19 protein-coding genes and 1 pseudogene are annotated in these 26,052 nt (G+C 58.2%); 16 read left to right on the forward strand and 4 right to left on the reverse strand.

Annotated elements, in window-relative coordinates; translation table 11 throughout:
- Positions 1-27: 27 nt before the first annotated feature.
- The 3 genes from FHT97_RS18270 to FHT97_RS18280 are packed head-to-tail and all read left to right on the forward strand — an operon-like array spanning position 28 to position 3,676.
- Positions 28-993, forward strand: coding sequence for an ABC transporter permease (locus FHT97_RS18270; protein WP_183757518.1), 966 nt, complete (start codon positions 28-30; stop codon positions 991-993).
- Entirely contained in the window at positions 990-1,832 is an 843-nt protein-coding gene (locus FHT97_RS18275; protein WP_183863851.1) for an ABC transporter permease, read from the forward strand. Before FHT97_RS18270 ends, FHT97_RS18275 begins: the two co-directional genes overlap by 4 nt.
- Positions 1,829-3,676, forward strand: a complete 1,848-nt coding sequence (locus FHT97_RS18280; RefSeq protein ID WP_183863852.1) for an ABC transporter ATP-binding protein — start codon at positions 1,829-1,831, stop codon at positions 3,674-3,676. Before FHT97_RS18275 ends, FHT97_RS18280 begins: the two co-directional genes overlap by 4 nt.
- Positions 3,677-3,723: 47 nt before the next feature.
- Here FHT97_RS18280 and FHT97_RS31580 read toward each other — a convergent pair.
- Positions 3,724-4,374 (reverse strand): annotated as a pseudogene (locus tag FHT97_RS31580) (TOBE domain-containing protein); the annotation flags it as partial.
- Between the two features lie 903 nt (positions 4,375-5,277).
- Between FHT97_RS31580 and FHT97_RS18290 the strand changes: the two are divergent.
- Positions 5,278-5,619: a hypothetical protein gene (locus FHT97_RS18290; protein WP_183863853.1), complete on the forward strand. Its 342-nt coding sequence runs from the start codon at positions 5,278-5,280 to the stop codon at positions 5,617-5,619.
- Positions 5,620-5,875: 256 nt separating this feature from the next.
- Here the strand turns inward: FHT97_RS18290 and FHT97_RS18295 are convergent, their stop codons facing one another.
- Positions 5,876-6,346, reverse strand: coding sequence for an Lrp/AsnC ligand binding domain-containing protein (locus tag FHT97_RS18295; protein ID WP_183863854.1), 471 nt, complete (start codon positions 6,344-6,346; stop codon positions 5,876-5,878).
- A 120-nt stretch (positions 6,347-6,466) separates the two neighbouring features.
- Here FHT97_RS18295 and putA point away from each other — a divergent pair, with 120 nt between their 5' ends.
- The 7 genes from putA to FHT97_RS18325 all read left to right on the forward strand — a co-directional run bounded on the left by putA (position 6,467) and on the right by FHT97_RS18325 (position 18,566).
- Positions 6,467-10,174: a trifunctional transcriptional regulator/proline dehydrogenase/L-glutamate gamma-semialdehyde dehydrogenase gene (putA, locus tag FHT97_RS18300; protein ID WP_210296735.1), complete on the forward strand. Its 3,708-nt coding sequence runs from the start codon at positions 6,467-6,469 to the stop codon at positions 10,172-10,174.
- 608 nt (positions 10,175-10,782) lie between these two features.
- A complete protein-coding gene (locus FHT97_RS18305) occupies positions 10,783-10,935 on the forward strand; it encodes a DUF1127 domain-containing protein (protein WP_246712670.1) in 153 nt (50 codons plus the stop codon).
- Entirely contained in the window at positions 10,932-11,711 is a 780-nt protein-coding gene (locus FHT97_RS18310) for a sulfite exporter TauE/SafE family protein (protein WP_183863855.1), read from the forward strand. The genes FHT97_RS18305 and FHT97_RS18310 overlap by 4 nt, the downstream gene beginning before the upstream one ends.
- A 186-nt stretch (positions 11,712-11,897) precedes the next feature.
- A complete protein-coding gene (gene poxB, locus FHT97_RS18315; RefSeq protein ID WP_183863856.1) occupies positions 11,898-13,628 on the forward strand; it encodes a ubiquinone-dependent pyruvate dehydrogenase in 1,731 nt (576 codons plus the stop codon).
- A 1,139-nt stretch (positions 13,629-14,767) separates the two neighbouring features.
- A complete protein-coding gene (locus tag FHT97_RS31585; RefSeq protein WP_348649624.1) occupies positions 14,768-15,433 on the forward strand; it encodes a mechanosensitive ion channel family protein in 666 nt (221 codons plus the stop codon).
- The gene (locus FHT97_RS31590) at positions 15,430-16,290 is read left to right on the forward strand and encodes a cyclic nucleotide-binding domain-containing protein (RefSeq protein WP_348649625.1); all 861 of its coding nucleotides are present in this window, start codon (positions 15,430-15,432) and stop codon (positions 16,288-16,290) included. The genes FHT97_RS31585 and FHT97_RS31590 overlap by 4 nt, the downstream gene beginning before the upstream one ends.
- Positions 16,291-17,504: 1,214 nt before the next feature.
- Complete coding sequence (locus tag FHT97_RS18325) at positions 17,505-18,566, forward strand: 2-dehydropantoate 2-reductase N-terminal domain-containing protein (protein ID WP_183863857.1); 1,062 nt, start codon at positions 17,505-17,507, stop codon at positions 18,564-18,566.
- A 57-nt stretch (positions 18,567-18,623) separates the two neighbouring features.
- Here the strand turns inward: FHT97_RS18325 and FHT97_RS30865 are convergent, their stop codons facing one another.
- Both FHT97_RS30865 and FHT97_RS18335 read right to left on the reverse strand, forming a co-directional pair.
- Complete coding sequence (locus tag FHT97_RS30865; RefSeq protein WP_183863858.1) at positions 18,624-20,342, reverse strand: extracellular solute-binding protein; 1,719 nt, start codon at positions 20,340-20,342, stop codon at positions 18,624-18,626.
- A 79-nt stretch (positions 20,343-20,421) separates the two neighbouring features.
- A complete protein-coding gene (locus tag FHT97_RS18335; protein WP_183759135.1) occupies positions 20,422-21,327 on the reverse strand; it encodes an NAD(P)-dependent oxidoreductase in 906 nt (301 codons plus the stop codon).
- 453 nt (positions 21,328-21,780) lie between these two features.
- Here FHT97_RS18335 and FHT97_RS18340 point away from each other — a divergent pair, with 453 nt between their 5' ends.
- The 5 genes from FHT97_RS18340 (at position 21,781) to FHT97_RS18360 (ending at position 26,051) form a co-directional block, all read left to right on the forward strand.
- Complete coding sequence (locus tag FHT97_RS18340) at positions 21,781-22,569, forward strand: glucose 1-dehydrogenase (protein WP_259130119.1); 789 nt, start codon at positions 21,781-21,783, stop codon at positions 22,567-22,569.
- Positions 22,570-22,637: 68 nt separating this feature from the next.
- On the forward strand, positions 22,638-23,711 hold the full coding sequence (locus FHT97_RS18345) for a 2,3-butanediol dehydrogenase (RefSeq protein WP_183759137.1): 1,074 nt from the start codon (positions 22,638-22,640) through the stop codon (positions 23,709-23,711).
- A 51-nt stretch (positions 23,712-23,762) separates the two neighbouring features.
- Positions 23,763-24,047, forward strand: coding sequence for a YciI family protein (locus tag FHT97_RS18350; protein WP_183759138.1), 285 nt, complete (start codon positions 23,763-23,765; stop codon positions 24,045-24,047).
- Positions 24,044-25,057 carry a Gfo/Idh/MocA family oxidoreductase gene (locus FHT97_RS18355; RefSeq protein ID WP_183863860.1) on the forward strand — a complete coding sequence of 338 codons (1,014 nt, stop codon included), beginning with the start codon at positions 24,044-24,046 and terminating at the stop codon, positions 25,055-25,057. Before FHT97_RS18350 ends, FHT97_RS18355 begins: the two co-directional genes overlap by 4 nt.
- 10 nt (positions 25,058-25,067) lie before the next feature.
- Entirely contained in the window at positions 25,068-26,051 is a 984-nt protein-coding gene (locus FHT97_RS18360; protein ID WP_183863861.1) for a zinc-binding dehydrogenase, read from the forward strand.
- Position 26,052 lies beyond the last annotated feature (1 nt).

Consider the following 26,052-nt stretch of genomic DNA (forward strand, 5'->3'; position numbering starts at 1 on the left):
TTTGGGGCGGACCCGTGGGGCACGACAATGACGGCTTCGACCCTCGTCATGTTTCTCGCGCGCCGGTTCGCAATAGCGATCCCGCTTCTTCTGATCATCTCATTCGGTGTCTTCGCACTCGTCCATATCGCCCCAGGCGATCCGGTGCGCTCTCTGCTTGGCACGCGTGCGGCAGACCCGGCGACGATTGCTGTGATCCGCGCCCGATACCACCTGGATGACCCGCTGCCGATGCAGTACGGAAAGTGGCTGTCGCAAGTCATCCGGGGGGACCTTGGCGTCTCCATTCAGGGCAATCGGGCGGTGACGCGGACCATCAAGGATCGGCTAGGCGTCACCGTCTTCCTGACCTTGATGAGCAGTGCCCTTGTTCTCGGCCCGGGCATCTTGCTTGGCGCCGTTGCGGCTTATCGCCAAGGTACGCGCCTGGACCGGGTGGTCGTGTTGCTGGGTGTTTTCGGGATAAGCTCGCCAGCCTTCGTCACCGGTATCTTCCTCCTCTACCTCTTCGGTGTTTTGCTGCGCTGGTTTCCCATCTTCGGATCAGGTGATGGTTTTTTCGACCGGGCCTGGCACCTGGCACTTCCTTCGCTGGCGCTGGCGATATCTGTCATGGCAATCGTCATCAAGATCACGCGTGCAGCGATGATCGAGGAGCTGGGGCAGGACTACGTCACCTTTGCACGGTCACGTGGCCTTTCCCCGCACCGTATTCTTTTTGCCTACGTCCTCAGGAATTCCCTCATTTCGCTGGTCACGGCCGCGGGGATCATCATTGTCGGTATTGTGGCAGGGGCGATTTACGTCGAAGTCACCTTTTCGTTGCCGGGCCTCGGCGCCTTGACAGTTGACGCCATCCAGAAGCGCGACATTCCGACGATCCAGGGGACTGTTCTGCTATTTTCCACTTTTGTCGTGCTGGTGAATCTTGGAGTCGACGTGATTTACGCAATGATAGACCCACGCATCCGCTTTGGGAGGGTTCGGCCATGAGCAGCCCGGCCGCCGACGAAGGAGGTGTAGAGGAGCTGCGGCCGCGCGTTGCCGCTAGCGTGCTCGTTGCCATGCTCGTTCTCGCGACAGTAGCGGTCAGCGCCATCCTTGGAGATAAGATTGTCCCCGATTCACCGTTTCTCCAGCGACTCGGGACTGGCGATACACCGCCATCGCTCGCGCACCTCGCAGGGACGGATCTGTTCGGGCGCGATGTGCTTTCGCGCGTCATCTACGGCGCGCGGACAGCTCTGGTCGGTCCGGTCATCGTCGCCGCCGGCTCCTTTGCGATCGCGACCGTGCTTGGGTTGGTGTCAGGCTATTTCGGCGGCCTGGTCGACACAGCGATCATGCGCTGGGTTGACGTCATGCTCGCGTTGCCGGGACCGCTTCTGGCGATCGTTGTCGTCGGTATCGTGGGAGGCGGCTACTGGACCGCGGTGGCCGTTCTTGTGGTTCTATTTTCCGCTACCGATACCCGCATTGTTCGCAGTGCTGTCCTCGAGCAGCGACCCCTTCCTTACATAGAAGCTGCGCGCACACTCGGTCTTTCGAAGACGCGCATCCTGTTCGTGCACGTTCTGCCGAATGTGGCGCCGATCATCCTTGCGTATGTGATCCTTGACTTCGCCTTTGCCCTGGTGAACCTCGCCGGCTTGTCGTTCCTCGGCCTCGGCATCGAACCCGGTGCCCCCGACTGGGGCCGGATGCTCTTCGAGAACCGTAATATCCTCTTCTCAAATCCCGCTGCACTGCTTTTGCCTGCTGGCATGATCATCGTCACCGCCATCAGCATAAACCTCATCGGCGACTGGTTGCTCGAGCGGTTCGCCAGATGAAGACAGGGTCGATCGAGGCTAGCGGAGGTGGGCCGCTACTCAAGGTCGAGGGCCTTGCGATCTCGTTCGGCAGGGCGGCAATCACAACATCAGTGAGCATCGCGTTGGAGCGCGGCGAGAGCATAGCAATCGTTGGCGAGTCTGGATCGGGAAAGTCTGTGACGGCCCGCGCGATTGCCGGGCTTCTGCCGCCAGGCCTCAACGCAACCGGTGCGATCACCTTCGACGGCATGTCCGTGATGCCGCTTCCCGAGCGCGAACGTCGCAAATTACGCGGATATCGCGTTTCGATGCTGATGCAGGATCCCTTCACGATGCTGAACCCGCTCATGCGTTGCGGTGACCACATTGACGAGATGCTGCGTGATCGGCCGGAGTTCGCGTCGCGTCAGGCAAGGGGGGGCGAGGTGCAAAGGCGCCTTGAGGAAGTCGGGATTTCGGATCCCGATGTGGCGCGCCGCCTGCCATTCGAGTTGTCGGGCGGCATGTGTCAGCGTGTCGCGATGGCTGCCGCGCTTGCGCGCGACCCGGATCTGCTCATTGCCGATGAGGCCACGACGGCGCTCGACGTCACCAGTCAAGCCGATATCATGAAGCTCCTCGGCCATATCCAGCGAGAGCGTCATATGGGCCTGATCCTTGTCACCCACAATCTGCGGCTCGCCTTCGCGACCTGCCAGCGCGTCTACGTCCTCTATGCAGGCTCGGTACTGGAAGTCGGCGACGCCATTTCCGTCGAGCGTCGACCTTTCCATCCCTACACCCTTGGGCTGCTCCTGTCGGAACCGCCGGTTGATATTCGTGTGCAAAACCTTGTCGCCATGCGGGGTTCCGTGCCCCGCGCGGCCGACGTTATTGACCGCTGCGGTTTCGCAGACCGCTGTGATTGGGCAAGCGAGGTTTGCCGCGCCAGCAAGCCGCCGCTCGGTGCTCTCAGCGCTCTGCGCTCCACCGCATGTCTCCGTCAGGACGAGATCCAGAGTGAGATCGATGCCCGGCGCGCGACTGCACTGTCGGAGGAGCCGAAAGCGTTGAGTCGCGGAGAAACCACGGATTGCCTTGTCCGTGTCGACTCGCTCAGCAAGACTTTCTCCGGAGCCCGTGGACGGCCGGTCCGCGCAGTGAGGGAGGTTTCATTGCACATCAGGTCTGGGGAATGTGTGGGGCTGGTTGGCGAATCCGGTTCGGGCAAGACGACCATCGGGCGCTGTCTCGTTGGCCTCGAGAACCCGACCTCCGGCAACATCGTAATCGACGGCATTTCGGCTGGCGATTATCGCGCCCTGACCAAGGGGGACCTTGCGAGAATACGCCGGACCATCCAGATGGTTTTTCAGGACGCCTATTCGACGCTCAATCCCCGACATAGCGTCGGCCAGGCATTGGCAGAGGCACTCGGGGCGTCGGTGGGGGCCACAGACCCGGTGACACCCGAACGGATCGTGTCGCTGCTTGCCGAGGTCGGCTTGTCCGCTTCATACACTTCCCGCCGTCCGAGGTCGCTGTCCGGCGGCGAACGCCAGCGCGTTGCGATTGCCCGTGCGCTTGCGGTCGAGCCGGCAATTCTCGTCTGCGACGAACCCGTCTCTGCTCTCGATGTGTCTGTCCAGGGCCAGGTGCTTAATCTCTTCCGACGCCTGCAAGTCGAACACGCGCTATCATACCTCTTCATCACGCACGATCTCGCTGTGCTGCGACAGATCGCCGAGCGAATTTATGTGCTCTATCTCGGCGAGATCGTCGAGGAGGGACCGACAGAGAAGGTCATCGGCGACCCGCAGCACCCATATACACGCCGGCTTGTCAAGTCGATCCCCCGCGGAACAATCAAATTGACGCGCTGAGGGGGCGAGAGCGCGGCGAACGGTGCGCGCTCCTTCAGGTTTCCAGCCCTCTGTTGGGTCTGTCGGTCGAAGAAGTGAGCCTTTGCCGTTTCCAAGGGGAGCCTGACCTTTTGCTCGCGCGTAACTCAACGCGATCGCCCACGACCCATGTCAGTTCCCTGCCGTCGAGCTCAACGGCGACATGGGTTTCCGAACCGGTCGGCTCCACGACCTTGATAGTGGCTTCGATGCCCGTTTCGGTCGCCAAGCGTGATGTCCTCGGGACGTATGCCGAGTGTGAACGGCCTCTTGTCCGAATTGGCACGCAACGTGAAAGCCGGATGCGGGCCCCGCCTGCAAGCACGAGCCAAGGGCTGGCGCCGATCTAGATGGTTCCCTCAACCAAGAAACCCTGCAACAAATACGTTGCGTGGCCTGTCGTAGAGTTCCAGAGAGCTGTCGATCTGCTCCACCTTGCCGCCCTGGACCACGACGATCTTGTCAGCCATGGTCATCGCTTCGATCTGGTCATGCGCGGCGTAGACGATCGTCGTTTTCAAGCGTTGGTGAAGCGCCTTGATCTCGGCCCGCATCTTGACGCGCAAGTTTGCATCAAGATTGGACAATAGTTCGTCGAACAGGAAGACTTTCGGGTCCCGGGCGATTGCCCGTCCCATGGCGACGCGTTACCGCTGGCCACCGGAGAGCTGGGCCGGCTCGGCTGCGAGCCCTCCCGCAGCCAAGGCAAATGCCCCGTTGTGGCCTCCATCCGGATCGCGTGCGCGACGCAAATTCGACACTCTGGACATCGTTACCCCATTATAATTTGCCACGAGCATATCCTGTTCCCGGCGTCTTCTGACCTATACATAGGTCTGGTCGGTCGAACTGCATTGGTGGGCATATCTTTCTGGTTTTTGGCGACACAGCATTCGGCGCCGCTCGCGTGTTCGGTGCCACCTGTCCGGCCCATGTCAACCGTGATTTCACCTGATAATCCCAGGAAATGAACGGTCACCGGCCCAATCGAGTCGGGAGTGATGGCTCTCGGGACCGGCAGAAACCACGGTTTAGCGGTGCCAGAATTGATTTGACAGCAGGTCATCCCAAGCGCCGAATCTTTTTGCGCTGGCGCGCACGTCCTGATGGGAGGCAAGCTCATGGAACTGAACTGGAATACGATTTCAGACCGTTCTAACGTTAAGATGGTCGCCAGATTATAATCGGCTCACAGGATGAGGGGGGGTACCACTATAACGTTGTGTTCTACCATGCGCCGATGGAGCTTTGGTACGGTGGCGCTGGCATCAAGGTGAGAGACGAAGATATTGAACATTGGGCTGAAATACCGCCTCCCGGCGCCTGAATAACTAAGGCACATTCTTAGGTCTAAACACCCGGTCCTCTCTGCACGGCGAGCGGCGAGAGGAGAAAAATCGCTTGCCTATCCACTTCAGCTGACCGCAAGAAATGGAGAAAGCTGCCCAGCTGGTCAAAGGGTAATATTCGACCGGAGTAAAGAAAAAATAACCTCACATAAGTCGATTGATACTCCATTGTGGAATTTTGGAAGATACGACATAGTAGAATAAGTTGTTGCAAGAAGATCGGAGGGCGATCTCATGCCAGCAAATTTCGATTCACCCTTAAAAATTAATATTGCCACTGGATTCGTCGAGTGGCCAACGGGACCGTTGGGTTACGTTGACGGGTATCAACCGGTACGGGTTGAGGTCTGGCTGATGCAGCACGGTACCGGCGCCATACAAATGGCTTACCAAGATAATCCCTCCGGGTCGAAATGGAAGGCAGACGATGATTATTTCCCATCGCCCTGGGGCGGTGGACTATTCAAGCCTGGGCCGGCATTGGGAACAGCCGTTTTAATTACTAAGAAGACGGTGATGGGCGCCACCGTCCAGCATGTCTATTGGTGGACTGAGGAGGTTGAGCTTAAGTACTGACTGACGACTATCCTGCAGATCCTTTCCTGAAGTCCAAGGTGAAGCGGCAATTCGTGCAAGAGCGCTTCCAAACGCAGAACGGCAGCCGTTGCATTTGCGAGCGGTCAATGATCTTGGCTGCTATCGCGGCTGAATGGAGCCGGCAACTAGCTAGGTGACAATGCGCGCCGGCCGACGTTAGTTGTAATAGGTGATATCGCGGACAGCGCGATTTTGGCGGATGGGAAATAGTGCGGCCAAAAGAGTGGTCGTTCTCTCAGGCCCCGCTTTCTTTGACGGCCTCCATGGCGACGAAGGTCGAGGTGCTGGCAACGAAAGGGAGGCTCGAAATCTTTTCTCCGAGCACGAGGCGATAGTTGGCAATATCGGAGGTGCGGATTTTCAGCAGATAGTCGAATGCGCCTGCGATCATGTGGCACTCCTCCACTTCCTGCAGCCTCCGCGCTGCAATGTTGAATGCCTTCAGGGCGTGTTCGCGCGTATCCGAGAGTTTCACCTCCGTGAATGCGACGTGGTTCTTCCCGAGTTTCTTCAAGTCGACGACCGCACGAAAGCCGAGGATATAGCCATCTTCGATCAATCGCTTTAATCTGACCTGGCAGGGTGTGTTAGAGAGGCCCACCTTTTTGGCAAGATCGGTTATCGACATTCGACCATCTGCGATAAGAGCTTCGATGATCTTGTGATCGAATTGGTCAATTTCCCTGCCGTTTGTGACTGTACTCACGATTTTCCCTCGACTGTTCCTCTAAATTGGGCAGTTAGAGGTCAGAGGTGGCAATTTCAAGTGAAATTACCTTCGCACGACCTGTTATGTGTTGGTCAAGATTCTACCTGGAGCAAAGACATGACGATCACCAGCGAGACGGTGCCAAGCAACCTCAACAGCTTAGTAACTGGTGGCGCCAATCCGTTTGAGGGTTTTGCACCGGCGGTGCGTCCACAAAGCGATTTGCGACGAGCAATCACTGCGGCGTACCGTATTCCAGAAACCGTTTGCGTTCCGGCTCTCGTGGAAGCTGCTGCACTCCCGGAAAAAGTTCGCCAGGGTGCAGCGACGACTGCGCGTCGACTTATCGAAGCACTCCGTGCCAAACATAAGGGTACTGGCGTTGAGGGCCTCGTGCACGAATATTCGCTTTCGAGCCAGGAGGGCGTGGCGCTGATGTGTCTGGCAGAAGCCTTGCTTCGGATTCCTGATACGGCTACCCGTGACGCCCTGATCCGCGACAAGATCGCCGAGGGTGATTGGAAGTCGCATCTGGGCGGCGGCCGGTCCCTCTTCGTCAATGCCGCAACCTGGGGGCTGGTGGTAACCGGCAAGCTCACAGCGACGGTCAACGATCGTAACCTTTCGGCTGCGCTCACGCGCCTGATCGCACGATGCGGCGAGCCGGTTATCAGGCGTGGCGTCGACATGGCGATGCGAATGATGGGTGAGCAGTTTGTCACTGGCGAAACCATCGACGAGGCGCTGCAACGAGCAAAGCCACTCGAACAGCGCGGCTTCAGGTACTCCTATGACATGCTTGGGGAGGCGGCAACGACCGGCGCCGACGCCGAACGGTACTACAAGGACTATGAAGCCGCGATCCACGCAATCGGCAAAGCGTCCGATCGGCGTGGTATCTATGAAGGGCCTGGGATTTCGATCAAGCTCTCTGCTTTGCATCCGCGCTATTCAAGAGCCCAGAGCGAAAGGGTCGTCAGTGAACTGCTGCCGAAGGTTAAGACGCTTGCCCTGATTGCCAAGTCCTATGATATAGGCCTCAATATCGATGCCGAGGAGGCGGAGCGGCTGGAGTTGTCGCTGGATATCCTTGAGACACTATGCCTCGACGATGATCTTTCCGGATGGAACGGCATGGGTTTTGTTGTGCAGGCCTATGGCAAGCGCTGCCCGTCCGTGCTCGATTTTATCATTGACCTTGCCCGTCGCGCTGGTCGCCGGATCATGGTTCGCCTGGTCAAGGGAGCCTATTGGGATGCCGAAATCAAGCGGGCTCAACTCGACGGTCTTGAAGACTTTCCCGTCTTTACTCGAAAGATTTACACTGACGTGTCCTATGTGGCCTGCGCAAAGAAGCTCTTGGCTGCACCAGATGCTGTCTTCCCGCAATTCGCAACCCACAATGCGCAGACGCTTGCCACAATCTATCACATGGCCGGTTCAGACTTCCATGTTGGGAAGTACGAATTCCAATGCCTTCATGGCATGGGGGAACCGCTCTACGACGAGGTCGTCGGCCGCCAGAACCTCAACCGTCCCTGCCGCATCTACGCACCGGTTGGCACACATGAAACACTGCTCGCCTATCTCGTGCGACGGCTCCTCGAAAATGGGGCAAACTCGTCGTTTGTGAATCGGATCGCCGATCCGGGCGTCTCCGTTGAAGAGCTTGTTGCGGATCCCGTCGATCTTGTCGCCGGAATGCAAGTACCTGGCCTGAAGCACGACAAGATCGCACTGCCCGGCGACCTCTACGGTCAGCGCCGCAATTCCGCTGGTATCGATGTCTCGAACGAAACGACGCTTGCGGAACTGACCGAGAGCCTGAAGGCAAGCGCAACGCTACGTTGGAAGGCAGCGCCAACCCATGAAAGGGAGGCTGCGCCGTCCCGCGACGTCGTCAATCCGTCCGACGGGCAGGACATTGTGGGGACCGTGCGCGAGGCAACGATCGAGGAAGCCGGAGCTGCGGCCGCAATCGCACTCAAAGCCGCGCCGTCCTGGGCTGCAGTGCAGCCTGCCGAGCGGGCCGCGCTCCTCGAGCGGGCAGCTGACGCTATGCAGGCGAAAATGGAGACCTTGTTGGGTCTCATCATTCGCGAAGCTGGGAAGTCGCTGCTGAATGCCGTCGCTGAGGTCCGGGAGGCGGTCGACTTCCTACGTTACTACGCCGAGCAGACGCGCCGCACCCTCGGTCCTTCTCATGCACCACTTGGTCCCGTTGTGTGCATAAGCCCGTGGAATTTTCCATTGGCGATCTTTACCGGGCAGGTTGCTGCTGCGCTTGTCGCGGGCAACCCGGTTCTAGCCAAACCTGCGGAAGAAACGCCGTTGATTGCGGCCGAAGCCGTTAGAATTCTGCATGGAGCCGGTATCCCGACTGACGTCGTCCAGTTGGTTCCGGGTGATGGAAGGGTAGGGGCGGCTCTGGTGACGGCTCCCGAAGCCGCTGCCGTGATGTTCACAGGCTCCACAGAGGTTGCGCGAATTATCCAGGGCGAGCTCGCCAAGCGACTATCCAAGGGCGGAAAGCCGATTCCATTTATCGCCGAGACTGGCGGCCAGAATGCCATGATCGTGGACTCCTCGGCACTTGCCGAACAGGTTGTCGGTGATGTGATTGCCTCGGCATTCGACAGCGCCGGGCAGCGCTGCTCGGCACTGCGCGTTCTGTGCCTGCAGGAAGACATTGCCGACCGCACATTGGTGATGCTTAAAGGAGCTTTGAAGGAGCTCTCCATCGCCAATACCAATCGCCTGGCCTCGGACATAGGGCCGGTCATTACTGCCGAAGCCAAGGATACAATCGAAGCGCACGTAGAGGCCATGAGCGGCGCAGGCTGCAAAGTCGAACGTGTGAATTTGTCCGAAGCGACCGAGAGGGGGACATTTGTCGCCCCAACCATCATCGAAATCAGCAGCATTTCGCAGCTTAAACGCGAGGTGTTTGGTCCGGTTCTTCACGTTATTCGATGGCGCCGCCAGGACCTTGGACGCCTGATAGACGATATCAATGCGACGGGTTATGGTCTTACGTTCGGTCTTCATACGCGCCTCGATGAAACGATTGCAAATGTGACGAGGCAGGTGAAAGCGGGCAATATTTATGTTAACCGCAACGTCATCGGCGCAGTCGTCGGCGTGCAGCCTTTCGGCGGTCGCGGTCTATCCGGGACCGGCCCCAAGGCAGGCGGGCCTCTCTACCTCGGGCGCCTGGTTTCATCTCCGCCCATTCCGCCACAGCACAGCTCGGTCTACAGCGATCCTTCGCTTCTGGACTTTGCAAAATGGCTGGAACAGCAGGGCCTTTCTGAAGATGCGGAAGTCGCGCGGCAACTTGGCAGCCAGTCCGCTCTGGGACTTGAAATGGAGCTTCCCGGTCCGGTGGGCGAGCGTAATCTATATGCGCTTCACCCTCGCGGTAAGATCTTGTGCGCGCCGTGGTCCAGCACAGGTCTCATCCGCCAGATTTCCGTTGTCCTCGCCACCGGAAATAGCGCAGTTATCGATTGCGATGAAGGCTTGCGTCCAACATTGAAAGGACTTCCCGCCAGCGTCGGCTCACGCATTGACTGGAAGGAAACCAAAGCAATTTCCGAGCCATTGGCCGGAGCGCTCATCGAAGGTGAGGACGCGCGGGTTCTCGCTATGCTGTCGAAGATAGCAGCAATGCCAGGGCCACTACTATTGACACAATCTGCGACGCCAGCGGAGCTCAGGCATGATGCGGATGCCTACTGCCTGAACTGGCTTCTCGAGGAGGTGTCGACCTCCATCAACACCGCTGCGGCAGGGGGCAACGCAAGCCTGATGTCGATCGGGTGATACTGGCGAGGCAGCTAGAATTGATCAGTTAGCCGATCCGCGTAGATGATTGCCTCGACGACATCGCACGCGATCGGCAAATATTTGCTTTCGGTTGCGGAGCAAAAAACAGATCCTCTTGAGAGCCAGCGAGAACGGCAGTCCAGGGTGGCTTTGCTGCTGTTTGCCGGAAGCCCGCACCTCAGAGAAAACCTCAGTTGAATTGCTGAAACCCCGCGGCCGACGGCTCCATCTGGCTGACCGAAAAATTTCATCAACAGTTTCGAGAATCTATCGAACGCCTGTGTGTTGTCGAGTAGTACACGGTTTGCGCGTCACGTCGGGACTTTCGGTTCGGCAAATTTCGGCGGTCAGGCTTTGTAGGGTGCTCTATTTGGAGGGTTCCATGAAACGCTTGCACAAGCCAATCACAGCGTTCGCTTTCCTCGCTGTCGCGGCATTGAGTGCGTCATGTACCACGGGTGGGCCACGAGCCCGCTCGCTCACAGAGCCTTTGAATCCGGCTTGCGCTGAGGGGTTCACCGTGCCAGAGCACAACACGGACTGCGTCGTTCCCATTCGCCTACGGCTGGATGTTCGATCCGGACGGCGCCCAAGCCGCGGCGCGCATGTTCTTCACTGATCTTGGCGGCTCGGCCGCCATGCTCAGACTTCGCGAACTTGACGACGATGCTCTGGAGGACATCGGTCTTGCGCGCTCTGAAATCAAGGCCGCAGCCTTCGGCCAGGTGCATGCCTACAGCCGAGGGAGGAGGTCGTGATCACCCAGCCAATCGCTCCAGATCTGACCTTTTTGACCGTTCTGGTCGCTTTCTCAGGGGTCTTCCTGATCTGCTTCCTGAAAGGGGCGTTCGGAGGAGGATTCGCTATTGTCGGGATCCCGCTGCTGTCGCTCGTGATGGATCCGGTAACCGCCGGTGGCCTGCTCGCTCCCCTGTTTGTCGCCATGGACCTCTACGCGCTCCGCTATTGGAAGCCAAACACGTGGTCGCGGCAGGATCTCGCCCCGTTGCTTCCCGGACTTATTGTCGGAATCGGGAGCGGATATCTGCTTTTCCGCTTTCTCGACCATCATGCGATCGAAATCGTCATGGCTGTCGTCACACTGATCTTCGTTGGGCTGTGGCTCGCGGGAGGAGGCGGCGTTTCCATCCGGCCTCGATCGACACCCAAGGCTGTTGCAGCCGGGTTGGCGTCGGGCATCACCACGATGGTTGCTCATTCCGGCGGACCGCCGCTTGCGATGTACCTGCTGCCGCTCGGTTTGACCAAGGAAGTCTATGCGGGAACGACCAGCCTCTTCTTCACGGTCGGCAATGCCACCAAAGCCGTCCCGTGGTTGATGCTGGTACGGCCGGAAGGTGTTGACCTGGTGCTAATGGCCGTATGCTTGCTCGCGGTTCCCAGTGGTGTCGGAATGGGCTGGCGACTTCATGGACGTCTCGATCAACGCCAAATCTTCCGCGCATGCTACGCACTGCTTGCTGTGACTGCTGTGAGGCTTCTGTGGGACGGTGTTGCCGGGTACTTGGTATGAATGTCTCGGATCAATAAATGGCATTGCGGGCATATGATGAGAGGGCGGATGCGGATACGATCGGCGATTTGGCGGCGATGTCCACGGAACTCCTAAGTCCCCAACAGACTGACCGCCGGCCTTGCCCGCTTGATTCGATCGCCAGTTGAAAACCAGTCAATACCACAGCACGAAAAGGAGACTGCAATGGCACGAAAGGCAGCAGACATCATCACGGAAGTGCTTCATTCCGTCGGCGTCCGTCGTATCTACGGCGTCGTCGGAGATAGCCTGAATGGCATCACTGAATCCATGCGGCGACGCGGCGACATTGACTGGATCCATGTGCGGCACGAAGAGACGGCGGCGTTTGCCGCGGGAGCGGAAGCTCATCTAACCGGAGAGCTTGCCGTATGCGCGGGAAGTTGCGGTCCCGGAAACCTTCATCTGATCAACGGCCTCTTCGACGCCCATCGTTCCCGAGTACCGGTCCTCGCGATCGCTGCTCAGATTCCTTCGGTCGAAATCGGACGGGGGTACTTCCAGGAGACGCATCCCGATCAACTTTTCAGGGAGTGCAGCCACTACTGCGAACTCGTTTCCAATCCCGCCCAGCTTCCCGGCGTAATCGAGACCGCGGTTCGGACTGCGATTTCCAAACGCGGCGTCGCCGTGGTGGTCATTCCGGGAGACATCGCGCTTGCCGAATACGCCGCTCCAATCTCCAATCCGGCGGGAATCCGGATTCCTGAGCCGGTTATACTTCCGCAGGACGCCGATCTGGATAACCTGGCAAGCGTGCTGGCCGAGAGCCAGCGCACCACGCTCCTATGCGGGCGAGGATGCGAGGGCGCACACGATGAGGTGGTGGCGCTGGCCGAACGTCTAAAGGCTCCGGTCGTACACGCGCTCGGCGGCAAGGAGCATGTCGAGTGGGACAATCCGTACGACGTCGGCATGACGGGCCTCATCGGCTTTTCTTCCGGATACGGTGCGATGCTCGCCTGCGATACATTGCTGATGCTCGGGACGGATTTTCCATATCGGCAGTTCTATCCGAGTGGCGCCAAAATTATCCAAATTGATCTCCGGGCTGAAAATCTGGGGAGACGGGCACCGTTGAAGATGGGCCTGGTCGGCGATGTAAAGGCGACGCTGTCAGCGCTACTTCCAAAGCTCGAACCGAAGTCCGATGGGGTCCACCTGGCAACAAGCCTCTCCAATTATAGAGAGGCTCGCGAAGGACTTGACGATCTCGCGACCGGCACGCCGGGCCGCAAGCCGATTCATCCGCAATATCTAGCCAAGTTGGTGAGCGAACTCGCTTCCGACGACGCGGTATTCACATTCGACGTTGGTACCCCGACAGTATGGGCCGCACGCTATCTGAAAATGAATGGGCGGCGCAGAATGATAGGTTCCCTGGTGCATGGGTCGATGGCGAATGCATTGCCGCAAGCAATCGGCGCGCAGGCTGCCTTTCCAGACAGGCAGGTCATCAGTCTCTCGGGCGACGGAGGCTTCGCCATGCTGATGGGCGATTTTCTTACGCTGGCTCAGCAGAACCTTCCGGTGAAGATCGTCATCTTCAACAACTCCGTACTGGGCTTCGTTGCACTTGAGATGAAGGCGTCCGGCCTCCTGGAGACGGGTACCAGCCTTAATAATCCCGATTTTGCAGCGATGGCGAATGCCGTCGGCGTTCACGCGTGCCGAGTGGAGGACCCGGCTGACTTGGAAGGGGCGCTCGCGGATGTTCTTGCACATGACGGCCCGGCACTTCTCGATGTCGTCACCAATACGGAAGAGCTGTCGATGCCGCCAAAGATCGAGGCCCTACAAGTTAAGGGATTCAGCCTTTGGGCTTTGAAGGCCGTAATGAACGGCAAGGGCAATCAATTGCTTGATCTGACCGTATCGAATTTCCTCCGTCGATGAGAAAGCGCCCGAACTCATCTCAACATCTTCGACTAAAACAATGATCGGCGGCTAGGAAGCAACCCTTCGCCCGCCGATCATTGTTTAGCGCATCGCGCGCGAGGCGCTCTAATATTCGAGGACCACACCACACGGTGCCCACAGTTTGAAAAGTCGTTCCCTTAAATTGATACCTAAGGATGCGTTGCGAGCCACCTATGCGAGGCTTAGGTGAGGGGAAGCTAAATTACCTTCGGTAAACGGGTTAAAATTTCAGAACTATCCTCTACGCGAGACGCGGGCTCATTGAAGGGCGCTCCTAGATCCACACGCCTTGCAATACCCGCAAACTCGAATATTCCCCGCCGAGTTCCCGTCTATGAGCTCGAGCATCAGTCGAGAAGACCCGCTTCGGACGACCTGGAGCCGTCCGTCATAACTTCTATTTCTGTTGTCGTGGGAAGCATCGTGTCCATCATCCTGGCGATGACAGTGATTTTCGATCCCAGCCGTTCAGGAGATCTTGTCGACATGATTTCGAGCCTACAATCCAGGCTTACAATGTGACCCTAGGCGTTGCTTGCTGATCTCCTCACCTTCAGGCGTTTTTCACACCATGGTATCATGGACAGCGGAGTTGGCCCCTCCTAGGCTTCTCCGAGACCTGAAGGGCACGCCATGATCGGGGATGGAACACTCAGTATCTTTAACGCTCCCACTGCGTCGGAGGCATGCGGGGCAGCTTTGCAAGGTTACGCTGCGCTTCGAAAGACAATTCCCTCGCTCAACGCCCGCCGTTCAGCCGAGGACCGGCCGACAACCGATGTCTCTGTGGGGCTGCATGTTGGAGAAGTGTTCTATGGCAACATCGGTAGCCCCGCCGACTCGATTTCACGGTGGTGGGCCGCACTGTGAACGAGGCCAGCAGGATTGCTGGGCTTTGCCATCCGCTATCGACCGACATTCTTCTGTCCTCAAACTTCGCTCAGTCCTTGGACGCAGTCAACAGGGCGAACGCGGCATCGGTTGGCTGTCACACGCACGAGGCGTTTCCAGATCTATGGAGCCGTTCTCGTTGAAGACTTAGGAGCAGCGGTCCCGGTCGGTCACGAGATGATATTCACCTTCTGGCGCAAGTTGTAAATCAAGGATTTGAGAATATGGTCGAGCAAGTTTCCTGGCAAGTCGAGCGACTGGCGCACGATCCGGTCTGCCAGTACGCGATGCTCGTCATCGTGATGTTTATCACAAGATTTCTGGTGCAGGGGCGGCCCGCCTTAAGGTTCGTTGTGCACTTTGTCTTCTTTGCTGTCTTGACCGCTACGCTTGTGGCAGACAGCGTCACGCCATGGTCGGCCGACATCGCTACGACGGATCTGGCCCGGCGAACCTTTCTGGGGATCGCGAAGACGACATGGTGCTTTGCCGGGGCAACGGTCCTCGTCGCATCGGTACGGCTCTTTTTGATTGTCGAGCAAAAGCCCAGGGAAGGGCGGCTTATCCAGGATCTGCTGGTTGGGATCATTTATCTTGGCGCAGCCCTCGCCGTCATTGCCTTCGTATTCAGTCTCCCAGTCGGCACCGTCATCGTCACGTCGGGCGTCTTCGCCATTGTTCTCGGGCTCGCCCTCCAAAGCACCATGAATGACGTCTTTTCCGGTATCGCACTCAATCTCGGCCGACCTTATATCCTAGGGGACTGGATTTCCTTGGGGGACGGTGTTCAGGGGCGCGTGGTCGAAACGAACTGGCGGGCAACTCATCTCCTCAGCAACTCAAACGATCTCATCATCGTCCCAACAGCGCACTGGCGAAGGCGCGCTTGACCAATTTGACGGGCTCAGACGAGGTTCACGGTGCGACGGTGACCGTGCGAGTTGTTCCGACACGACGGCCTTCGCTGATCGAGGACGCGATGCGTTCCGTCCTGCTTAGCGCGAATTCGATCTTGAAGTCGCCGCCACCTTCGGTCGCCATTGTTGGACTGGATTCATCCGCAATGGAGGTCGAGCTTTCCTTCCGGGTTTCCGGTATGTCGCGGACCGCCGCGGCGAAGAATGAAATCTACGACCTTATCTACCGCCACCTGCGGGCTGCAGGAATCCAACTCGGAGCGCCGCCCGGCAATCGCGCGGATCCGGCTCAAGCACCGAACAACCAGCTCCAGAACCCGGCAACGGCCTGGCGCCTGCTCAATGCAATTCCACTCTTCTCCACCCTAACCGAAGACAAAATGCACAGCCTCGCAGGCAACATGAAGCGCCTGACGTATAATGAAGGAGCGGTCATCGTCGAGCAGGACGCATCGATGTCGTCGCTGATGATCGTCCGCAACGGCGTCGTGGCCGTCGAACGCGAAGTCGAAGGAATAATGGCGGACGAAACGCGGCTGGCGCCGGGAGATTTGTTTGGCGAGCGTGGCGTTCTTTTGGGAGCCGCAGAACCCGCGCGAGTTCGCGCGCTGACATTCGTCGTGGTTTACCAGATTGGCAAGGAAGACTTGGCAAGTGTGATGCGTGATCGGCCGACTCTCGCTGAAGAACTCGGTCTCCTGCTCGCTAAGAGGATCGAGAACGAAAGGCAGTTCATTGAAAGTCACCGGCATCCCGACGAAGGACAGCCGACCTCAATTGCAGAAAGGATCCGCCACCTTTTTGAGGTTCCGCACGCAGAGCACCACTAAAGGCCGGACCGGGGAGGAGGGGCCCGACATCCTGGGCTCCGTCAAGTCTGGACGCGTACTATACCAACTAACCATCCTGGGAGATGAGATTCGGCACGGCGACCCTGACGCACCCGCAAACGCTCGCGCCGATCCCTGTCGTTCGTATAATAGGACTCGGGCTGCTGACGTTGCGGTTACCAGCCTATATTTCACACGGAGAACAACAAAGCATCGCGACATCGTGGAACTCGTCGTGACGAGCCAGACCCCGCGCCCTACACATGACGTGATGCGTGGCCGGCTGCTTGTAACGATAGGTGGGCGCGTTGAGATGCTCCGCTGGCTCGAGGTGCTTCTGCGGCCGTTGGCCACTCAGCAGTTAGGTGCAAGTACGCGCGTCCGGATTGATCTTGGACCATCACTGAGAAGGCTTCCCGTTTTGCCGTGACGCAAACACCGAGGTAACGGCGCAATGAAAAATCATTTCGGGCCGAAACGCACTGCGAATACCGACGCAGGGGCCCGGTCAGCTCGTAGAACTACGGGAATCGCCCTGGCTTGCTTGGCAATTTTAGCCACACAAGCTTTTGCAGCGGGGCGCGAGGCTGTTCAGAGCCTGCGCAAACTGCCACGTCGTCGACAGCGTCACCGAAGCTGGACTGACCCGGCCCCGACTACGGAGCCCAGAAATTACTCAATCGTGGTCCCAGCAACCTGCGGAAAACGCTATCTCATCCGCGTCGCGCCGAAGGGCTTTTGTTTCGATGAATCCGGAATGAGCTTTGCAGACCAGGACTATCTGGTCTCCTATGACAATTCTTGCATAAAGTGAGCAAGAGCACTTTGGACAGTCACCGACGGGAAGCTCCTTACTCACCCCCACTTGTGCTGTCAAAAGCAAGGTCCTGCTGCTGTGGAGGCAGGACCTTGCCGTTGGGATGGATGTCGGAGGGAATGTGACATCCAAGCCTTATAACACAATCTGGCATGTCACGGTTCCTCACTCTTGCAGGATTATCTTCATCGGTGGAGCCGCCGTGCTGGGCTCCTTCAGCCTTTTGACCCGCGGCCATGCCTGAGTGCCAGTTCAAATGTCCCGGCAGACAGGATACATCCACTATGGATAATCATGGTGTTTAAGTTCCCCAAATAGACCTTACCATTCACGGCATGCTGCTTTCGAGGCCGAGCTTCCGAGCAGCAGTTGCATGACAATGTTGGGAGGAACCAGGATGGTTTGGAATAGCAGTCGTGGGCCGAGAATTGCCTTCTTCGGGACTGGTGCTCAGGGCGCGTCGATCGGGGCTGACTTTGCTCGCGCCGGGCTTGATGTCACGTTCATAGAGCAGTGGCCCGAGCATGTTGAGGCAATCCGACGCGACGGCATCACGGTTAACCTGCCTTCGCGGACGATCAACGTGCAGGTTCCCGCGTTACATCTTTGCCAAGTAGCGGAAATCAGAGAACCGTTCGACCTAGTCTTTCTCGTCGTCAAAGCCTATGACACGAAGTGGGCGTGTCAGTTGATAAAGTCATGCCTTGCGCCCGACGGCCTCATCGTCGGACTGCAAAACGGCATGACCCACGAGGACATCGCCGATGTCGTGGGTCGAGAGCGAACGGTCGGAGCGGTCATCGAGGTCGCGTCCAATATGTTCATTCCCGGCATCACAAACCGACAAAACGATCATGATACATCGTGGTTCGCTCTTGGCGCGCTAGACCCCAAGAACCGGGACCGGGTTGAGGAAGTCGCGAAGCTGCTTCGAAACTCTGGCCGTGTCGAGGTAATGGACGATATCCACTCGGCGAAATGGATGAAGCTCGTTGTCAATGCAGCGGAGCTCATTCCTTCCGCCATCGTCAATCTACCACTGGCGGACGCTGCGCGGCATCCCGGAATGTTGGAAGTGATGCGCGCCGCGGGGTACGAGGCAATGCAGGCTGCACTAGCCGATGGAGCGCAGATCATACCTATCATCGGCATGTCTGCAGTTACCACCAACCATCCTGAACGTTACGTAGATCAGATTTTCGAGGAGGTGCTCAAGACATTCTCCCAAGCCGATACGCTGACGACCTCGCTGCAGGATTGGCGAAAGGGTCGGCGGGCAGAAGTCCAGGAAGTCAACGGACTGGTAGCGGATATTCTGGAACGCGATGGACGAAAAGCGCCTGTCAACAGGCGCGTCGTCGAGGTGGCCTTGGACATTGAGGCCGGACGGATCGAAGCACGGCCTCATAACGCAGGCCTGTTGATGGAGAGCTATCAGCATTCGTCCGACGGGCTCTGAACGAGTAACCTCAGCCGTCGCGGGGCGCTGCTCCTCCCGCGGCGGCATCGGGGGCTTTTAGCGCGACCGAAGTTCCTGGACGGAGTGCCGTCCCACTCTGAGGCTCATTTCGATTTCCGCCGCCGCCGTTTCAAGTGCCTCGCGCGGCGTCTTGTTGCCGAGCAAGGCGTCATGGATTTCCGTGCCTAGCACCTTCTCGATAGTTGTGTACTGGGGAATTTTGGGGCGCTGCCAAGTATGTAGCAGACTCTTCTTTGCGAGCTGATCCACAAACCGGACGATCGGCGAGCTGGCGGCTGCTTCCGGATCGGCGCTAACCGAGAAGCGCGGCGCGACCGGAAAGCCGTTCTTTACGTGTGCTTTCATCGCCTCCCGTGAAGCCATCCAGGCGATCGCGTCGGCGGCCAATTCCACGCGTTCTTCTGGCAGATTGGTTGGAATGCAGAAAAGAAAGCCGCCGATGGGGGAAGCACGGGTGCCGCCGGGTCCCGAAGGCTGGGGCAGATACTCAACTCGCCGCTTTACCGTGGATTGGACATCGTACTCGAACCGAGCGGCTCGCATCGTCCAGAAGTATCCGAGGCTGGCTCTTCCTTGCAGGAACACGTCGAGCGTCTTGTCCCACGCCATCTCCAATATGGCTGGCGGTGAGATCTCCATTAGCCTTCGCATGTATTCGAGAGCAGCGAAGCCTGCATCCGAAAGGATGGTACATGTTAGTTCATCGGGGTCGAGGCCTTCTAGGGTGTAGCCTGAGCGCGTCTTGCGCAGCGAAATCGCTGGCTGTCCGCATGCACCCAGGAAGAAGAGGAAACTAGAGGCGATGGGCATGCCGCGCGCACCGTCCCAGACTGCCCCATACATACCTTCGTCAGGTGAGTGAAATTTGCGCCCAGCTCTGATCACATCCTCGAACGTCTTTGGAAACGAGATCTCTGCTTCGAGAAAGAGGTCCTTTCGCGCCGCAAGGAATTCGACGGTGCAGTATCCAGGAACGCCATAGTCTCTTCCGTCCCATGTCGCCGACGACCAGATGGAGGGATGGAAATCCAACGGGTTGATGCCCGTCCGCTGAACGTATTGGTCGATTGGACGAATGATACCGCTCTCTGCGAATTCGCCAAGCCACGGCATGTTGATGGCGATTACGTCGTAGTCGGAGAGCTTCTTAGCGGCATTCTCTCTCGCCCGCCGATAGACTTCCGGTAGCGGCAGCAGGTCGAAATTCTTGCGGGACGCAAGGTTACTGCGGAAATCGGCCCACATGTTCCGCATGGCGGAAAAGTAGTTGTCGTCGTTCAGCAGAAATCGGAGTTCGATCTGTGCCTCCGCGCGTCTCTGGACGAGCCGCATGGGCGGGATGATCTGCGATCCGAGCGGTGTGCCGCCGAAGTAGTATTCGTCCTCTTCTTCGCCCGCGCGAAGGCCCAAGGTCTGTGCGAGGAGAGATTTCGTTTTTCGAGCATAGTTCTCAAATGATCGCAAAAGTTGCTCGCTCGGCTGCAGGGCATAACGCTGGCCGGAGGACTTGGAGACCTTTATGATGTGTCCGCTGTCGATGAGACGATTGATCAGCCTCATCGAAGTCGCGTACGGGAGGCCCGACTCTTGGCCGAGCGTGGAAATCGATACTGGCTGGCTGAGGATATGGGATTTGATGAGGAAGGTGACGATCAGCCAGATCGCGTCCTCGTCAGCAGCTTCTATAACCTCCCGGAACGGTCGACGCGTCTTCTCGATGAAGTCAATGACGCGCAGCATCTCGTATTCGTTCACGTCGGCCTCCCAACCGTCGTTGTGGCGGTCAGACTAGCGCGCGGATTGCGTTTTCACCAGCCAGCATGTGTGCCTCCGCTCAAAGGGCTTTCCTTTCGCGGCTCAGGCCAGCAAGACGTTCGTATTGCTCAAAAAGAACGAAAAAGTCCTTTTCCGCGAGTCCGTCTGCGAATGCGGCCTCGTACTGCTGTCGGATCATCGACGCCAGATACATTGGGACATGATCAGACTTCGCTGCTCCCAGGATCAAGTCGAAGTCCTTCATCATTTGAGAGACCGAAAAGGCTGGATCGAAGTTCCGATTTACAAGAAGATCCCGCTTGTAGGCGATTAGCGGCGACGCCACCGCGCTTTCACAAATAACATTCAGCATTGTCTCTACGGACAGGTTGCCTTTTAGCCCAAGCGTCAGGGCTTCGCCGAGTAGGGCCGCGGTTGCCCCCACCAAGGCATTCAGGACGAGTTTCAGGTATCGTGCCTCCTCTCCATTTCCAAGGTAGAACTGCTTTATGGAGAAACTGGCAAGAATGGGCTTCACCTTTCGGTACGCGTCCTCCGGGCCGGAGATCATCACCGAAAGCGTTCCTGATGAAGCGGTCATCGTGCTTCCAGAAACCGGAGCACGGAGGTAGGCAACATCAACGCGCGATAAGGCGTCGGCCACTTCCGCTGACAGCTCCGGCGACACGGTACTCATCTCCACCACGATCTGGCCCGGCCTTAGCAACTCAGCAAGTGCAGAGGGGGCAAGGATGAGGTTTCGGAGGATAGCGTCGTTGGGTATGGTCAACATCACGACATCCGATGTCTCGACCAGATCTTCAAGGCTGTGGGCGACGTTAGCGCCGAGAGCTACGACCGAGGCACGGTTCTCCGGGAGCGGCTCGTACACAGAGAGAGCATATCCGTTCTCGAGCACTCGCCTGCTCATTGGGGCGCCCATCTTGCCGATGCCAGCCCAGCCCACTCTCATTGTATCGCTCATGCAAAACCTTCCTTCCCTGGGGGCGCTTGCCAACCAGATACTTCGATGCTGCTATTGAGAAGGAGCGCATATGAATGGGCTGATGCGTGCCACCATGCGGCGCAAGCGCCGTCGTCTCCTCCCTAAGAAATAGTAGCTTCAGCTCGAGAGTGATTGCTGCACTGAAAATATCCGTTTCGGATAATTTAAGATTTGTCGAGGCGAGGCTCCATCATCTAGCCTTCGCTCAGGATCGCACGGCGTTTCCTGTGGGAGGAACAAAGCCGTCAGATAATTGAGAACGCGTGCAGGCCGCTGGTTTGCGCGGCGGCTTTCGTTGACTGACGATTCCGTCGCTCGGTCGGATGGTGGGAAATGAGTCAAACCTCCCTCCGGTGCGCCGCGATCGAACTGTGCGACGACACGCAATCGGCGTGTCTTGCACGGGAACAATATGTTGAGGGAGGAGCAGTCGTGCCGGGATCGGTCGAGAACAAAGTCATCATCGTGACGGGTGCCGCGCGAGGTATCGGAGCTGGGATAGCTGGTGATCTCGCGGACAACGGTGCCCGGGTGGTCGTTGCGGACTTAAACGTCGACGCGGGAAGACAGACGGCTGCGAAGATTTCCGCCGGCAACCATGAGGCGCTCGCTGTCGGTGTCGATGTTGCGGATCGTCAGAGTGTTAAGGACCTGATCGCGGAGACAGTCAAGCGTTTCGGTCGCCTTGATGTCATGTTCAACAATGCTGGCATTAGTCAGACCTGCCCGTTTCTCGAGGTGACGGACGAGGACTTCGATCGGATCATGCGGATCAATGGCCGCGGTGTGATGATCGGGATCCAGGAAGCTGCGATGCAGATGATCGCCCAAGGTGGCGGCGGCAAGATCGTCAACACGGCGTCGATTGCCGGGAAACAAGGCTATCCGCTGTTCGCTCACTACTGCGCCTCCAAATTTGCCGTCGTGGCGCTTACCCAAGCGGCGGCGCGCGCCCTCTCTGAGCACAAAATAACGGTCAACTGCTTTGGGCCGGGCGTTGTCAAGACAGAGCTCTGGGAGCAGCTCGACCGCGAGTTCATGGACCACGGTTTGACGGATAAGCCTCAACAGGCAATCAACGAGTTCTCACAGTCGATCCTGCTGGGAAGAGTGTCTCTGCCCAGAGACATCGCGGGCGTGACGACGTTCCTGGCCTCGGACGCATCCGACTACATTACCGGGCAGACCATCATGGTCGATGGTGGCATGGTCCTTATCTGACGCGGCGCACGCGTCTGACGCATCAAACCGTCCGGAGGTCCAGGGCGGAATAGCTGAAAGGCAGAGCAATGAAGGCTGTAAGATACTATTCGAAAAAAGACATCCGTGTCGAAGACGTGAAGGCGCCGGAAGGGCCCCTCGGCGACGACATGGTGCTGGTGGAGCCATTGGTCTGCGGCATATGCGGCACTGATATTCACGAGTACGTTGCGGGTCCGATTGTGACGCCGGCCAAGCCGCACGTCTACTCCGGCGCAACGCTGCCACAGATCCTGGGCCACGAGTTCTCGGCACGCGTCCTCGAAGTCGGCAAGAACGTGAAGCATGTTGCGCCCGGCTCGCGCGTCTCGATTCAGCCGCTGATTTCTCCGCGCGACGACTATTACGGACGGCGCGGACTTTTCCACCTCAGCGAAAAGATGGCCTGCGTTGGTCTGTCGTGGGACTGGGGCGGGATGGGGGAGCGGGCTATCGTCAACGGCTACAACGTGTTTCCCGTTCCAGACAGCGTTTCTGATGTGCAGGCAGCGATGATCGAGCCAGCGGCGGTGGCGGTGTATGGCGTTGACCGTGGTGGGGTCACGTCCGGAAGCTCGGTCCTTGTGTCCGGAGTTGGGCCGATAGGCGCGCTGGTTCTGCTTGCCACCAAGGCGGCGGGAGCCACCAAGATCTTCGTCTCCGAGCTCAATCCAAATCGCCGTGAACTCGCAAAGAAGCTTGTTCCTGAGGCGATCGTATTTGACCCACGCGAAACTGATACCGAGCGTCTCTTCCGCGAGCACACCGAAGAGGGCGTCGGCCTCGATGTTGCCCTTGAATGTGTGGGTGCTGAGGCCTCGCTCAACCTATGCGCCAAGGCCGTTCGCCGCCAAGGCACGGTTGTCCAGGTAGGGCTCCATGTTCGGCCCGCGTCCATCGACGCAATGCTGTGGGCGCTCAAAGACATCACCGTGGAGGCCACGTGGTGCTACCCCGTGCAGATTTGGCCACGCATCGCACAGATGATTGGGGGCGGAGTCTTCCCGGTCGAGAAGATCGTCACCGCGCAGATCGCCGCTGAGGATGTCGTCGAGAAGGGCTTCGAAGCGCTTCTCGATCCCGCTGGCACCCATCTGAAAATCCTAGTCGACATGAAGGCCTGACCGGCCCAGAGCCTCGCGAGAGGCTGCCATGAACTTGAAAGGACTTACGAAATGCATTTTGTTGTTCATTGCCTCGACCATGAGGGAGCCGTCGACAAACGGCTCGCGAACTACGACGCTCACAAGGCATATCTCTCGACTGGCAAAACCAAAACGGTGATCTCGGGGCCGCTTCTGGCCGACGACCATGAAACTATGATCGGCTCTCTCTTCGTTTTTGAAGCAGATTCCAAGGAAGAGATTGTCGAATTCAACAGGGCCGATCCCTTCACCAAGGCTGGCGTTTGGAAAACCGTCAACATCCATCCATTCAGCAAGCGGGTGGATAATCGATGACCATTCGTGAAGAGAAGCCCGTGATTGCGGCACTGGTGGGTCTTGGCTGGTGGGGCCGGAAGATGGCGACCCTGGTCAACGCAGGCGGCTCTGGAATGCATTTCGTTCATGGCGTCGATCCCAATCCCGAGGCGGCAGGTTTCGCAGCCGAGATGGGGCTGCGGTATTCTACGGACATGGCGGACGCTCTCGAGGATCCGGCGGTCGAAGCGGTTGTGCTTGCCACGCCGCATTCGCTGCATCGCGAGCAGATCGCCCGTGCCGTCGGCGCTGGTAAGCATGTGTTTTGCGAGAAGCCGCTCGACTTGACCAAGGCAGGGGCTGAAGCATCAGTGGCACTTTGCCGGGAGGCAGGGCTGGTGCTCGGAATGGGGCACGAGCGCCGTTTCGAAACACCGATCGCCTCCATTCTCGAAGCGGCGAGCTCTGGAAAGCTCGGCCGTTTGCTGCAAATCGAAGCGAACTTCAGCCATGACAAGTTTCTCGCTCTCGATCCATCGAACTGGCGTCTCAAGGCCGAGCAGGCTCCGGCCGGAGGTATGACGGCGACAGGGATCCACCTTACCGACCTTGCGGTGAAACTTATGGGTCCTGCCAAAGATGTTCGCGTCGTATGCGAAAACCTTGCCTCGTCAATACCGCAAGGAGACACGATGAGCGCTCACCTTCGCTTCTCCGGAGGAGGTACGGCCTACATATCCGCCACGCTCGCAACGCCCTTCATCTCCCGCTTCGCGGTGTTCGGCACGGAGGGCTGGATCGACGTGCGCGACAAGGCGCATGTCGAGGCACCCGACGGCTGGGTCGTTACCGAAGGATGGAAGAACAAGCCGATCACCGTCCGTGAGTTGCCTCCAGCCGAACCAGTCCGTGACAATTTGAAAGCATTTGCCGCGGCCGTCAGAGGCGATGCGGACTATCCCATCAGTGGTACGGATTTGATCAACAACATCGCTCTTCTCGAAGCGATCGTTCGCTCCGCAAACACTGGGTTGTTGGAACCAATTTGAGGAGGATGAGATGAAAGCTCTGGTTTTCGAAGCTCCGGAAAAGCCCGTCATCGCCGATGTAGGCATGCCGGATCTTTCGCCCAACGAGGTTCTTGTTCATACCAAAGCGGTCGGTATCTGCCATTCCGACTACGAGCTTCTCGCCGGGCGCTACATTATTCCGATTTCCTATCCGGTGACCCCAGGGCACGAATGGAGCGGCGAAGTCGTCGAGGTCGGTCGGAACGTCACGGGGTTCAGAAAGGGTGACCGAGTTGTAGGGGAATGCGTGGTGCGCACGCCCGAGCGACTCCATCATTTCGGCTTCTCAATAAGCGGTGCGGATCGAGAATACTTCGCAGTCAATCCGGAGTGGCTTCACAAGCTGCCCGACGCGGTCGACAACAAGAAGGCCGCGCTAATCGAGCCCTTCACCTGCGGCTTCTACGCCGTCCTAAGGTCTGGAGGGACGAATGCAAGCGAGACTGTGGTTGTTTCCGGTGGCGGCACGATCGGTCTCGTCTCGGCCGCCGCAGCGATTGGGATGGGCGCGCGCGTGATCGTCGTCGATCCATTGGCGTCGCGTCGTGAAGTTGCCCAACGGCTAGGGGTGGACGTCGCCATCGATCCGTCCGACGGCGGCGCAGCCGAGAAGATTCGCGAGTTAACCGGAGGGAAGGGTGCCGACTTGGTGATCGAGGCCTCCGGCCATGATGCATCTCTCGCTGCCGCGTTCGATTACGCGCGTGAAGAGGGGAGAATGTCCATGGTCGGCATCAACATTGGACGGAAGGTTCCAGTTTTGATTGGTCAGATCCAGATGAAGAACCTCACGGTGAGAGGGTGCATCGGTTCTCCGGGTGTCTGGCCCGCCGCTATTCGTTTTCTTGAGCGCACGGGGATCGACCTGTCGCCAATCCAGACACACGACTTCTCACTTACCGACGCGGTGGAAGCATTTTCGTTCGGCCAGGATCCCACGAAGAGCATCAAGATTACATTGTTGAACGGGTAGA

Origin of the sequence: Rhizobium sp. BK399, from assembly GCF_014194695.1 — a bacterium.
GTDB lineage: Bacteria > Pseudomonadota > Alphaproteobacteria > Rhizobiales > Rhizobiaceae > Rhizobium.

What these genes read in the sequence shown, in the direction of transcription:
- FHT97_RS18270 (WP_183757518.1), top strand. Translation starts at nt 28, where the DNA reads ATGACGGCTTCGACCCTCGTCATGTTTCTCGCGCGCCGGTTCGCAATA.
- FHT97_RS18275 (WP_183863851.1), top strand. Translation starts at nt 990, where the DNA reads ATGAGCAGCCCGGCCGCCGACGAAGGAGGTGTAGAGGAGCTGCGGCCG.
- FHT97_RS18280 (WP_183863852.1), top strand. Translation starts at nt 1,829, where the DNA reads ATGAAGACAGGGTCGATCGAGGCTAGCGGAGGTGGGCCGCTACTCAAG.
- FHT97_RS18290 (WP_183863853.1), top strand. Translation starts at nt 5,278, where the DNA reads ATGCCAGCAAATTTCGATTCACCCTTAAAAATTAATATTGCCACTGGA.
- putA (WP_210296735.1), top strand. Translation starts at nt 6,467, where the DNA reads ATGACGATCACCAGCGAGACGGTGCCAAGCAACCTCAACAGCTTAGTA.
- FHT97_RS18305 (WP_246712670.1), top strand. Translation starts at nt 10,783, where the DNA reads ATGTTCTTCACTGATCTTGGCGGCTCGGCCGCCATGCTCAGACTTCGC.
- poxB (WP_183863856.1), top strand. Translation starts at nt 11,898, where the DNA reads ATGGCACGAAAGGCAGCAGACATCATCACGGAAGTGCTTCATTCCGTC.
- FHT97_RS31585 (WP_348649624.1), top strand. Translation starts at nt 14,768, where the DNA reads ATGGTCGAGCAAGTTTCCTGGCAAGTCGAGCGACTGGCGCACGATCCG.
- FHT97_RS18325 (WP_183863857.1), top strand. Translation starts at nt 17,505, where the DNA reads ATGGTTTGGAATAGCAGTCGTGGGCCGAGAATTGCCTTCTTCGGGACT.
- FHT97_RS18335 (WP_183759135.1), bottom strand. Translation starts at nt 21,327, where the DNA reads ATGAGCGATACAATGAGAGTGGGCTGGGCTGGCATCGGCAAGATGGGC.
- FHT97_RS18345 (WP_183759137.1), top strand. Translation starts at nt 22,638, where the DNA reads ATGAAGGCTGTAAGATACTATTCGAAAAAAGACATCCGTGTCGAAGAC.
- FHT97_RS18350 (WP_183759138.1), top strand. Translation starts at nt 23,763, where the DNA reads ATGCATTTTGTTGTTCATTGCCTCGACCATGAGGGAGCCGTCGACAAA.
- FHT97_RS18355 (WP_183863860.1), top strand. Translation starts at nt 24,044, where the DNA reads ATGACCATTCGTGAAGAGAAGCCCGTGATTGCGGCACTGGTGGGTCTT.
- FHT97_RS18360 (WP_183863861.1), top strand. Translation starts at nt 25,068, where the DNA reads ATGAAAGCTCTGGTTTTCGAAGCTCCGGAAAAGCCCGTCATCGCCGAT.